The following is a 12,273-nucleotide window of genomic DNA, read 5'->3' on the forward strand; positions in this document are numbered from 1 at the left end:
ATTACCGAGTATGATAAAGAGGTTTTTTATTTTGTCCAGTTTATGTATGGTTTTGGGTGTATCTGCCCAGAGCTCACACACCGTTGTAAAAGGAGATAATCCTTATAATATTGCAAAAAAATACGGGATAACTGTAGATGAATTGTTAAAGCTGAATCCTAAATTCAAAGACGGTAAGCTGGCAATTGGTGACGTTCTTACCGTAAAAGGGGAAAAACAAACAGTTGTAGTTTCCAAACCTGCAGCAGTTGAAAGCGTGAAGCCCAATCTTGCAGGCCAGAAAGTTGGAAAAATTATTTTACAGCCTAAACAGACCGTTTACGGAATTACAAAGCAATACCGTATCTCCGAAACAGATCTTAGAAAACTGAATCCTGATCTTGATAACCATAGAAAAATTGGTGATGAGATCACTTTACCACTCGACAGCATTAAAAAATATGGCGGAGACCAGCAGGTTGCTCAGGTAACGGTAGATGCTAAACCGGCAGAACCGCATAGCGCAACCCCTGCAACAGCATCTGTAGACGGAGCCACGTATGTCATTCAGGCCAAAGATAATTACTACAGAATAACAAAACAGTTTGGAATCAGCCAGCAGGAATTATATGCCTTAAATCCTGGATTGGAAGAAAAAGGATTGAAGCCGGGCGAAACCATTATTGTAAAAAATGTCAAAACGGATACCAATTCAGTCGCTGAGCCGGTAAATCCGAAAACAAAAATAGACTCAGGAAACGATAAATCCACAACCGAAACTGCTACAACTGCAACGGCTGATGATTTTGTGACCTATACTGTGCAGCAGGGAGACACCGTTTTCTCTATTGTCAACAAATTTGGAATTTCAATAGACGAACTGATCGCACTGAATCCTGATCTTTCCAAAGGACTGAAAACAGGAATGGTTTTAAAGATCAAAAAGCAGGATCCGGCTTACATAAAGAAAAGCGGAGATGCATTAAGTGTTGTTTTAATGCTTCCTTTCGGGTATAGTACCAACGAAACCCAATACAGAGGGATGGCACTGGATTTCCTTACCGGGGCAAAACTGGCTATTGAAAGAAATGCCAGAGGAGGTCAGAAACTTGATGTCAAAATTGTAGATTCAGGAAACGAGGCTTCATTTAAAAACTCAATGACCCAGATCAATCCGGATAATACAGATCTTATCATTGGTCCATTCTTTAAATCCAATGTTATTGATGTCCTTGATTTTACTAAAAATCAGAAAATTCCGGTAGTTGCACCGTTTGCCAACTCCCCGGAACTGTACAATTACAGCAATTTGATCATTGTGGAAACCAATGACCAAACTTATGCAGATAAGATCATTGAGGAAGTAAAAACGGTCTATTCAGATCAGAAAATATACATAGTGGCAGACAGCAAAAAAGAAATTGCCAGCTATATTAAAGGGGGTCTTGAAAAAGCTGTTAAAAACCCTAATATAATTGTTGTGAACGCTCCTGCAGAAATCCAGCTGGATCAGAATATGATGACAGGACAGTCTGCTCCCGTTATTGCTATCCTGGCCAGTGATAATGATGCTGCCGGTGAAGCTTTTGCCAATAAAGTAGTAGCTCTTTCAAAAGAAGTGCAGGGAGTAAAAGCATTCAGTATGTATTATTCTCCGGTTTTCGAGAAAAAAGTAGATGAGCTTAGCCAGGCAAGTCTGGTCTATGTGATGGATAGAAAAATCAATACAGACGGAAATTTTGAAAAAGAGATTTTGGCTGCCTATAAAAGTAAATACTGCAAAACTCCTCCCAAATATGCCATCGTAGGTTTTGATGTTGTAAATGACATGTTGACCAGAGAAAACAGAAAAGGAGAGATATTTAAGCAGATGAATAAAGTTCAGACTCAGCTTGCTACCAAGTTTGAGTTTGTAAAATCCAAAGCAAACGGAGCTTATGTAAACACAGGATACCGTGTAATTAGATTAGTTCCTTAACCGATTTATGCCTTTTTAAAGGAGTATTTTTAACATTATCTTTATATTTGCATAATATTTAATTCATTACATGAAAGCACTTGTATTTCCTGGGCAGGGTTCTCAGTTCGTTGGAATGGGAAAAGAATTGTACGATTCTAGAAAAGACATTAAGGACTTAATGGAATCTGCCAATGAAATTTTAGGTTTCGATATTCTTTCGTTGATGTTCAACGGGACGGATGAGGATCTTAAGAAAACAGAGGTTACCCAGCCTTCCATCTTTATACATTCAGTTGCTGCTTTAAAAGCAGTAAACGGTCTTGGGGCCGAAATGGTTGCAGGACATTCTTTAGGAGAATTTTCAGCTTTAGTGGCCAACGGAGTTTTATCTTTTGATGACGGCTTAAAATTGGTTTCCGAAAGAGCAAAAGCAATGCAGGAAGCCTGCGATGCCAATCCAAGTTCTATGGCTGCTATTTTAGGTATTGATGATGCTAAAGTAGAAGAGATCTGTGCACAGATCAGTGGTATTGTGGTGCCAGCCAATTACAACTGTCCCGGACAGCTTGTTATTTCTGGAGAAACTCCTGCAGTAGAAGAAGCTTGCATAAAACTTAAAGAAGCTGGTGCAAAAAGAGCATTATTGCTTCCTGTGAATGGGGCATTTCACTCCCCACTGATGCAGCCGGCACAGAAAAGACTAGCAGCCGCTATTGAAACAACGAAATTCAGAAAAGCAACAATTCCGGTATACCAGAATATCACAACTACAGCAGTGACCAATCCTGAGGAGATCAAACAAAACCTGATCGCTCAGCTTACAGGTCCTGTAAAATGGACGCAGTCTGTTCAGAATATGATCAAAGATGGCGCATCAAACTTTGTTGAAGTCGGTCCTGGAAAAACACTTCAGGGGCTGATCAAAAAAATTGACGGTTCTGTAGATGTTGCTTCTGCAATCTAATTAAAAAAAATATGAGCGGAATATTTTCACCGGGAAAGCTTATGCTTACTTCAGAATATTTCGCAATAGACGGAGCTCTTGTCCTGGCGGTACCTACCAAGCTTGGACAAGAGTTTTTTTTTGATGAAAAAGATGATGAAAAATCATTGATTTTTTGGGAAGCCCATCATCAGAAAAAAGTATGGCTGAAGGCTGTCATCAATTATAAAAACTGGCAGATTCTTGAGACCAATCTTCCTTCAGGCGCTGAGTTTATTCTTAAAACCTTAAAGAATGTTCAGCAGCTTTCTAAAACCAAGTTCAAAAACGATTGTACTTATCATCTTAAAACCAATCTCCAGTTTCCCGCAGATTACGGACTTGGCAGCAGCTCCACTTTAATGAACAACCTTGCAGAATGGGCAGAGATTGATCCTTTCTATCTGAACAGCATCAGTCTGGGCGGAAGCGGTTATGATATTGCTGTTGCAAAAGAAAAATCAGCGGTCCTTTTCAGAAGTAAACCTGAGATTATTTATGAAAAGGTAAATTTCAATCCACCGTTCAAAAATGAGCTGATTTTTATTCATTTAAATCAGAAGCAGGACAGTAGAGAAGGAATCACTTTTTACAAGTCAAAAGAGAAGTCCCAAATACTTGTTGATGAATTTTCGGATATCACAAAGAAAGTTTTGTTATGCAACGAATTGGAAAGTTTTTCGGAACTGATGATGATTCATGAACAAAAAATTTCAAAATTCCTTGAAATTCCTACAGTTAAAGAGAAGTTTTTCGCAGACTGTCCCGTTTTTGTAAAAAGTCTGGGGGCATGGGGTGGAGATTTTGTGATGAGTGCTAAATTTCACGGCTATGAGGACTATTTTTGGGGAAAAGGTTTTAATGCCGTTTTTCAATGGTCTGATATAATTAATTTGTAATCAGTAATTTACAATCCCTTTTTTTTATTTGTCATTCTGACTTATATCATTATATTTAAACCACCTTTAACAAATAATTAATATTAATTTTGTTGAGCCCAATAAAGAAATAGAAAATATAAGTAAAATGAAACACGCTAAAATCATCCAGGATTTAGAAAAATTAGGGATTAAAGGAAGTTATGAATTAGTCTATAATCCTTCTTACGAGGAATTATATCAGGCTGAAATTTCTCCTGAAAATCAAGGCTTTGAGAAAGCTGAACTTACAGAATCCGGTGCAGTATCAGTGCAGACAGGAATTTTCACAGGTCGTTCACCTAAAGACAGATATATAGTTCAGGATGATGTTACAAGAGACACGATTTTCTGGGATGGTAAAGTAAACCTTCCTACCACAGCGGAAAATTTTGATTCTTGTAAAGGATTAGTGCTGAACCAGCTTTCTGAGGCTAAGAAAATTTATGTAGTGGATGCCTTTTGTGGGACCAATACAGATACAAGACTAAAAGTAAGATTCATTGTTGAAGTAGCATGGCAGGCGCATTTCGTTACGAATATGTTTATCCGTCCTTCTCATTATGAGCTTGAAAACTTTGGAGAACCGGATTTTACAGTAATTAATGGTTCTAAAACTACCAACCCGAACTGGGAATCTCAAGGATTGAATTCTGAAAACTTCATCATGTTCAACCTTACTGAAAAACTACAGATCATTGGAGGTACATGGTACGGAGGTGAAATGAAAAAAGGGATGTTTGCCATGATGAACTATTACCTTCCACTGAAAGGAATGGCTTCTATGCACTGTTCTGCAAACGTAGGAGAAGAAGGAGATGTTGCTCTTTTCTTCGGTCTTTCCGGAACTGGAAAAACAACTTTATCTGCAGATCCGAAAAGATTCCTGATTGGTGATGACGAGCACGGTTGGGACAACAATGGTGTATTCAACTACGAAGGTGGATGCTATGCGAAAGTAATTGATCTTTCAGCTGAAAAAGAACCGGATATTTTCAGAGCAATCAAAAGAGATGCGCTTCTTGAAAACGTAGTGGTACACAATGGTGTAGCTGACTATAAAGACGGATCTATTACAGAAAATACAAGAGTATCTTACCCAATTTACCATATCAACAAGATTGTTCTTCCATCAAAGGCAGGACATGCTAAAAAGATCGTTTACCTTTCTGCTGATGCATTCGGGGTATTGCCTCCGGTTTCTATTTTGGATGAAAACCAGGCTCAGTACCACTTCCTTTGTGGATATACTTCCAAACTGGCAGGTACCGAAAGAGGAATTACTGAACCGGAACCGTCTTTTTCTCCTGCATTTGGAGAAGCTTTCCTCACTCTTCACCCAACAATGTATTCTAAAACATTGATCGGAAAAATGAAGGAGCACGGAGCTAAAGCTTATTTGGTAAATACAGGATGGAACGGAACTGGAAAGAGAATTTCTCTGAAAGATACAAGAGCAATCATCGATGCAATCATCGACGGTTCTATCGAAAATGCTCCTAAAACTCAGGTTCCAATCATGAACCTTGAAATTCCTACACAGCTTCCAAATGTTTCTGAAGGTATCCTTGATCCTAGGGAAACGTACAGCAATGCTACAGAATGGGAAGAAAAAGCAAAAGATCTTGCTGCAAGATATATCAAAAACTTTGAGCAGTACTGTAATACTGAAGAAGGGAAGAAGTTAATTGCTTCAGGACCTCAGCTTCAGCAGCAGACTACTTAATACAACAAAAGCCTCATCAACGATGAGGCTTTTTTATTTCTTAACTTGGTTTTTGTTCGATGCAATATTTTCTGTAGTGCCTGTTTTGTACTATTCTAGTAATGGATGTCACGTTTGTTAAAGCACTGAAATTCTGTTATTATTTCAAACTTAAAATTGCTAATCTGTATCCGTCCATTCCAAACCCGGACAACACCGCATCTGTACTGGCAGCGGTCACAGATTTCTGACGGAATTCTTCCCTTTTGTAAATATTACTGATGTGAACTTCAATCTTTGGTTTACTGATATTCTTTAAACAGTCTGCAATAGCATACGAATAATGCGTATAAGCACCGGGATTAATTACGACTGCGTCAAAATCATCTGCCTGAAGCCTGTTAATAATTTCTCCTTCAATATTGGATTGATAATATTCCAGATCATGAGAAGTGAATTCAGATTTCAGTTCTTCCAAACAGGTTTCCATGGTTATACTACCATAGATCTCAGGTTCTCTTTTGCCTAAAAGATTCAGGTTGGGGCCGTTTACAATTAAAACTTTCATTGTATAAATTTAAAAAGTTTAGTTTGATTATAGAACTTTTTTTGAATTTAATTGTACTTGAATGTTATTGTGTTATTGATAATGATATTTGTCATGTTTAATATTTTCATAATTCTATAAATAGCTGTTATAACATTCTTTAATTAAAAATTAACTTAAATTTTGATAAAAATTAATAATAAATTTTAAAGTCTACTTGTTTTGTAGACTAATTGTTTTTAGATTTGCAAACATATTTCGATCGGCTTATAAAGAAAGATGGAGGGAACTGACCCTGTGAAATCTTAACAACCTGCCTCTGCGCAAGGTGTTACATTCAGCCTTAAAGGAAAAATAAGCATTTGGTTAATCGTATTTATCGATGCCCTTTGTTGACTTTTCTGCAAGGGGTTAATTTTTAATATATGATAAATAAAATTGATTATGATTAGTAAAAGTTTATTTAATTCTAAGATCTGGATTCCACCAGTCGCTGTATTTTTCTTAGGTATTATCAGTGTACAGGCACAGGAAATTAAGCCAAAAAAAGATACAATCACCGAAAAAGAAATTGATGAGGTGGTAGTAATTGCTTATGGTAAAGCCAAAAGAACAAGCTACACAGGTTCAGTAGCCACTATCTCAAGTGATAAGATCAATAACCGGCCTGTTACCAATATTACAAAGGCTCTGGAAGGGCAGGTTCCGGGTGTTCAGGCAGTAAGTGCTTCAGGACAGCCGGGTTCTACGGCATCTATCAGGATTCGAGGAGTGGGCTCTATAAGTGCTTCCAGTGATCCTTTATATGTTGTGGATGGAATTCCTTTTGATGGAAACATCAATTCCATCAGCCCCAATGATATTGAATCCATCAGTGTTCTGAAAGATGCTACAGCAAGTTCATTATACGGCTCAAGAGGAGCTAACGGAATTATCATCATTACCACAAAATCCGGCAAGAAAGGAGAATCCAGAGTGAATTTTAATCTCAGTCAGGGATTTTCCAGCAGAGCGGTCAAAGATTATAAGCAGGTGAGTACGGATCAGTATTTCCAGCTGTATTGGGAAGCATTGAGAAATGGTTACAAGTCTCCTCAGATCTCTTCACAACAGGCAGGACAGATGGCAAGTGATAATCTTGTCAATGCACTTGGGATCAATCCTTACGGAGCCGGATTTCCAAATCCTGTGGGAGCAGACGGAAAACTTCTTCCTGGAGCAAAACCTTTATGGAATGACGACTGGCGAGATATTCTTCAAAGAACAGCATCCAGAAGTCAGGTTGATTTTGATATCAGCGGGGGCAGCGAAAAAAGTAATTATTTTTTTTCATTAGGGTATTTGGATGATAAAGGAATTGCCATTGAGTCTGGTTTTCAAAAATTCGCAACCAGATTGAAGGTTAATACTGAAGTTAAAAAATGGTTGAATGCAGGAGTGAATTTAAGCTATACCAACAGTATCCAGAATGCACCGCCATCATCGGATTCAAGAACAGACAATATCATCAATGCAGCAAGGGTAATTCCGTCTTTTTATCCTTATTATGAGAGAAATGAAGATGGAAGCTACCGACTGGATGCACAGGGAAACAGAATTTACGATTTCGGAAAATACAGACCTACAAGTGCACTGCAGAATCAGAATGCTGCAGCAACGCTTCCTTTAGACAAAAATGAAAACAAAGAGGATAACTTCTCAGGAAAAGGATTTTTGGAGTTTACTTTCCTTCCGGAACTGAAATTTAAAACCAGCTTTTCAATTGATTTAGTGAATTACAATGGACATTATTACTCCAATCCGCTTATCGGAGAGGGAAGTGAGACTGGAGGATCTGTTACGAGATCAAATACCAGGACACTTTCTTATACCACCAGTAATATTCTGACGTATGACAAAAAATTCGGAAAACACCATATCAATATTTTAGGAGGTCAGGAGTTTTATAAATATGATTATCAAACGATTTCCGGTTCCAGAAGCCAGTTTTCGCTGCCTTACTATTACGAACCTGATGCGGCTGCCCTGTTAGGGAGCTTCAGTGGAAATAGTGATAAATTCTCTTTGTTGAGTTTCCTGGGAAGAGCAGAATATGATTTTAACAATACTTATTTCTTATCCGTATCCGGAAGAGCAGATGGTTCTTCAAGATTTTATACAGATAACAGATGGGGAAAATTTTGGTCAGTAGGAGGTTCATGGAAAGTTTCAAATGAAAGTTTTATCAAGGATCTGAATTTCTTTAATCAACTGACGCTTCGTGCGAGTTACGGAGGTCAAGGGAATGATAAATTACGTAGACCTAACGGATCTTCGCTTTATTACGCTTACCAGGAACTGTATAAATTTTATAATAACCTTGGCGAGCCGGGAACGGTTCTTGAAAAAATACAGACCAATGATGTGAAATGGGAAACCAATCTTAATTTAAATGTAGGTTTAGAGTTTGCTATTCTTAATAACAGGATTAAAGGGAATGTAGAATATTTTAAAAGAAAGAGCCAGGATCTTCTTTTTAATATGCCGGTTGCACCATCTCTTGGAATCAGTGATTTTCCTTTTAATGTCGGGACCATACAGAATACAGGTTTTGAATTCTCATTATTCACAACACCCATCAGAAATGATAATTTCCAGTGGAATGTGGATGTCAACCTGAGTACTTTACATAATAAGATTACAAAGCTGCCAAAGGGAGCTGTCATATCCGGCACTAAGCGCCTAGAAGTAGGAGGTTCTATCTATGATTTTTATCTTCAGGAATGGAAAGGAGTAGATCCTTCCAACGGAAAACCTCTCTGGAGATACATTTACCAGGATGCCAACGGAAATACGGTAGACGGGACCACTTCTGAATATGCAAAAGCGACACGGACCCTGCAGGGATCCGCATTACCTAAAGTAACGGGTGGAGTTACCACAAGTGTATCTTATAAAAACTTTGATCTTTCAGGATTGCTGACATTCAGCATTGGCGGAAAGATTCTTGATACTGATTACACCTCGTTAATGTCTAACGGAAGCGCTGGCGGACGTGCCTGGAGTGCAGAAATGCTAAACAGATGGACTCCGGAAAACCCGAACACAGATGTTCCTGCGTTAAGCACAACAACAAATAACTGGAATTCTTCTTCTTCAAGGTTTTTATATTCAGGAACCTATGCAAGACTTAAAAATGTGAGTCTGGGGTATACACTTCCTTCGGATTATTTTGAGAAACTGGGTCTAAAAAAGTTCAGGATTTATGTTCAGGCCGAAAACCTTCTGACCTTCTATAAGCATAAAGGAATGGATCCGGAACAGGCTCTGGATGGGACCACTTATTACAGATATCCTGCGATGAGAACGATAACTTTCGGTCTTCAGGCAACTCTTTAAACTTTTAAAATTGGAATAATGAAAAAATTAAAATATATATCTTTTGCTTTGATTGCCCTATGGTCGCTGACAAGCTGTGAAAACGAGCTGGAAACGGCTCCTACAGATCAGGCTAGTGGGGAAGAGGTTTTCAAAACAGCGGAAAGTGCTGAAACAGTCATCAATGGTGCCTGGGCAAAATTGAATGATGATGGACCTACCTATGCGAATCTCGGTTATTCAACAGTGCTTAGAGCGAGTGATGCGATGGGAAGTGATGTTGCTGTTCTGACGAATAAATACGGCTACGCTTCTACCTACGCTTTCACAGAGATGATCAATAATACAGTTTCCCGACCGCAGTTTATATGGTCAGCCCTATATTCTACGATCAATAATATGAATAATGTAATCACCCGTATTGACCAGACAGAAGGAAGCCAGGCGAAGAAGGATCAGGTAAAGGGACAGGCTAAAGCATTGCGTGCATTCTGCTATCTAAACCTGGCAAGCTTTTACCAGTTTAGTTATCTGAAAGACAAAACGGCGCTTACAGCCCCAATTTATACGGAACCATCAACAATCAGTTCTGTGCCAAAGAAAAGAGCAAGCCTGGAAGAAATTTATACTTTGATTAAAAGCGATCTGACAGAAGCGGATAATCTACTGACCAATTATACCAGAAATAATAAGGATAAGATCAACAAAGCAGTAGTCAACGGACTTCTAGCAAGAGCTTATCTGAATACCGGTGAATGGAGCAAAGCAGCAGCAGCGGCAAAAGCAGCCAGAACAGGTTACGCTTTAATGACCTCTGAAAAATACAAAGAAGGTTTCAATGATATCAATAATGGAGAATGGATCTGGGGACACGGACAGACTCAGGAGCAGTCGGGGGCAAGCTATGCTTTCCATTTTCTTGATGTATCTTCTTCAGGAAGTTATTACTACAGCTTTATGGCGGATCCTTTTTTCAAAAGTTTATTTGATGCCAATGATATCAGATCCCAGCTATTTCAGTGGGATGGACTCCCAGGTAGGGAAGGACTGTTAAGATATTCCAAGTTTAAATTTAAAACCGGACTTATCGCAGATATTGTGTTAATGAGAGCCGCAGAAATGTACCTGATCGAAGCTGAGGCAGAAGCCAGAAACGGAAATGTTACCAATGCGGTTATAGCTTTAAATCAATTGAAAACAGCGAGAAATGCCAATCCTTACACCGGATCTCTAGCTCAGGATGATGTTATCAAAGAAATCCTGATTGAAAGAAGAAAAGAACTTTTTGGAGAAGGTTTCTCTCTTTCAGATATCATAAGAACGCAGGGGACAGTGGTAAGAAAACCATTTGTAGATGCTAATGGCCAGCCGATAAAAGTACAGATTACCACTCCGGACGGAACAGTAAAAACAGTGAACGGAAGAGGACACTCGGTCTTTAATTTCCCTGACCAGTCTGCTTTTGCACCAAACAGTAAGTATTATCTGTTTAGTATTCCGCAGAAGGAGATTGAGAATAATCCGAATTTATAGTTTATTTAGATTTGATTTTTTTTAAAAGCCGTAATGTTTGAATATTACGGCTTTTATATTAAACTAATTGGTATTAAGAATTTGAAGGAGTTTCGGATAGTCACCGTCCTGCCCAAAATTTTCTGTATTTGCATTCGTTCCGACTATATGCTTTTGATTACATTCAAAGCATATTTTTGCTATTCCAATAACTTTTTTTTGTCTTTTGAAAATCAAAATATCCCGATAAATAGGAATACAGGCATATTCAATATTCTCACTTACAGTCTTCTCAATAAATATCTCATTGATCTTTTTAAAGTTGTGAGATCTTATTACTGTTTGTTTGAAACCAAGTTTATCCAGACTTTTTATAAATTGCGTATCATTTATATCCTTGGGAGTTTTGTTAATAAGTATGTCGAGTTTTAACTGATCTTTTTTTGAGCGATTCGGAATAGTATCTAAAGCCATTATGGAATTTTCATCCATATTGATATGATAATGATCTATCGCATCATAATCAAAGTATACTTTTCCATACTTTGGAATGAATTTTTTTTCAACAGATGTATTTGATTGCTGTCTATTTATGCTGCTATGTTTTGGGTTTTTACAACCTAAAAAGAAGCTAATAATGGCTAATAGCAGATACCTCAACTCTAATGTTGTGTAATCTTTCCATCTAAGTTTTATCATGATTTTTTATTTTTTATAAAACTCCCAGTAAAAATTCGTTTTATAGGTTTCAGAGGAAGTAATATGACTTTCAATCTTATTTTCAATTTTAGTAAAAATAGAATTACCATTATTATTGCATTCTATCTCATTGAAATTATCTTTCTCTGAATTGAATGTTAACGTTGATTTACGTACAATTACATAATTCTTAAAATAACAATCACTCATTCCTGACTTTGAAGAAGGATATAATTCATAAATGGTTTTTAAATCTTCTTGTGTAAATCTTATATATAATTTTATATTTTTCTCTAAATTATTTTTAGAGTATTTCTTGTATTCATATATTCCGGTTGAACTGTTATAAATACGTTCATCATAGATAGTTCCCAAGTCATAATCTGAGGTATGATATATAAACTCTGTGTTTGCTTTGTTCTGAACTGTACAAGCTTGGAAAACAATAAATAAAATTATTAAGTATATATAATTTTTCATAAGATAATTATTTCATTAAACATTGAAAAACTGGCATAAGCTTCTTATAAGATGTTTCTATTAAGTTTTGTCTGACAAAATCTAAGAGTTTTAAAACATTTTATCTAATCGAAACTGAGGTATAAAAAATTATTA

The 12,273-nt window shown here is 37.3% G+C and carries 9 protein-coding genes and 1 riboswitch; of the genes, 6 read left to right on the forward strand and 3 right to left on the reverse strand.

What is annotated here, in order from left to right:
• The first annotated feature begins 10 nt into the window (after nt 1–10).
• The 4 genes from QF044_RS20110 (at nt 11) to pckA (ending at nt 5,564) form a co-directional block, all read left to right on the forward strand.
• Entirely contained in the window at nt 11–1,957 is a 1,947-nt protein-coding gene (locus QF044_RS20110; RefSeq protein ID WP_307271219.1) for a LysM peptidoglycan-binding domain-containing protein, read from the forward strand.
• Between the two features lie 70 nt (nt 1,958–2,027).
• Complete coding sequence (gene fabD / locus QF044_RS20115) at nt 2,028–2,903, forward strand: ACP S-malonyltransferase (protein WP_307271222.1); 876 nt, start codon at nt 2,028–2,030, stop codon at nt 2,901–2,903.
• Nucleotides 2,904–2,914: 11 nt separating this feature from the next.
• On the forward strand, nt 2,915–3,820 hold the full coding sequence (locus tag QF044_RS20120; protein ID WP_307271225.1) for a GYDIA family GHMP kinase: 906 nt from the start codon (nt 2,915–2,917) through the stop codon (nt 3,818–3,820).
• 127 nt (nt 3,821–3,947) lie between these two features.
• Nucleotides 3,948–5,564 (forward strand): phosphoenolpyruvate carboxykinase (ATP), encoded by a 1,617-nt coding sequence (gene pckA, locus QF044_RS20125; RefSeq protein ID WP_307271230.1) that lies wholly within the window; start codon nt 3,948–3,950, stop codon nt 5,562–5,564.
• Nucleotides 5,565–5,703: 139 nt separating this feature from the next.
• Here the strand turns inward: pckA and QF044_RS20130 are convergent, their stop codons facing one another.
• Nucleotides 5,704–6,111: a type II 3-dehydroquinate dehydratase gene (locus QF044_RS20130; RefSeq protein ID WP_307271233.1), complete on the reverse strand. Its 408-nt coding sequence runs from the start codon at nt 6,109–6,111 to the stop codon at nt 5,704–5,706.
• Nucleotides 6,112–6,354: 243 nt separating this feature from the next.
• Nucleotides 6,355–6,451: riboswitch (SAM riboswitch) on the forward strand.
• Between the two features lie 83 nt (nt 6,452–6,534).
• Here QF044_RS20130 and QF044_RS20135 point away from each other — a divergent pair.
• Nucleotides 6,535–9,468 (forward strand): TonB-dependent receptor, encoded by a 2,934-nt coding sequence (locus QF044_RS20135; RefSeq protein ID WP_307271236.1) that lies wholly within the window; start codon nt 6,535–6,537, stop codon nt 9,466–9,468.
• An 18-nt stretch (nt 9,469–9,486) separates the two neighbouring features.
• Nucleotides 9,487–10,980, forward strand: a complete 1,494-nt coding sequence (locus QF044_RS20140) for a RagB/SusD family nutrient uptake outer membrane protein (protein ID WP_307271238.1) — start codon at nt 9,487–9,489, stop codon at nt 10,978–10,980.
• Between the two features lie 63 nt (nt 10,981–11,043).
• Here the strand turns inward: QF044_RS20140 and QF044_RS20145 are convergent, their stop codons facing one another.
• Complete coding sequence (locus tag QF044_RS20145; RefSeq protein WP_307271242.1) at nt 11,044–11,658, reverse strand: hypothetical protein; 615 nt, start codon at nt 11,656–11,658, stop codon at nt 11,044–11,046.
• A 6-nt stretch (nt 11,659–11,664) separates the two neighbouring features.
• On the reverse strand, nt 11,665–12,138 hold the full coding sequence (locus tag QF044_RS20150; RefSeq protein ID WP_307271244.1) for a hypothetical protein: 474 nt from the start codon (nt 12,136–12,138) through the stop codon (nt 11,665–11,667).
• Nucleotides 12,139–12,273 lie beyond the last annotated feature (135 nt).

This window comes from Chryseobacterium sp. W4I1 (assembly GCF_030816115.1).
Taxonomy (GTDB): Bacteria; Bacteroidota; Bacteroidia; order Flavobacteriales; family Weeksellaceae; genus Chryseobacterium.

Bases quoted from the DNA above. Each gene is read 5' to 3' on its own strand.
- QF044_RS20110 (WP_307271219.1), top strand. From the start codon at position 11: ATGATAAAGAGGTTTTTTATTTTGTCCAGTTTATGTATGGTTTTGGGT.
- fabD (WP_307271222.1), top strand. From the start codon at position 2,028: ATGAAAGCACTTGTATTTCCTGGGCAGGGTTCTCAGTTCGTTGGAATG.
- QF044_RS20120 (WP_307271225.1), top strand. From the start codon at position 2,915: ATGAGCGGAATATTTTCACCGGGAAAGCTTATGCTTACTTCAGAATAT.
- pckA (WP_307271230.1), top strand. From the start codon at position 3,948: ATGAAACACGCTAAAATCATCCAGGATTTAGAAAAATTAGGGATTAAA.
- QF044_RS20130 (WP_307271233.1), bottom strand. From the start codon at position 6,111: ATGAAAGTTTTAATTGTAAACGGCCCCAACCTGAATCTTTTAGGCAAA.
- QF044_RS20135 (WP_307271236.1), top strand. From the start codon at position 6,535: ATGATTAGTAAAAGTTTATTTAATTCTAAGATCTGGATTCCACCAGTC.
- QF044_RS20140 (WP_307271238.1), top strand. From the start codon at position 9,487: ATGAAAAAATTAAAATATATATCTTTTGCTTTGATTGCCCTATGGTCG.
- QF044_RS20145 (WP_307271242.1), bottom strand. From the start codon at position 11,658: ATGATAAAACTTAGATGGAAAGATTACACAACATTAGAGTTGAGGTAT.
- QF044_RS20150 (WP_307271244.1), bottom strand. From the start codon at position 12,138: ATGAAAAATTATATATACTTAATAATTTTATTTATTGTTTTCCAAGCT.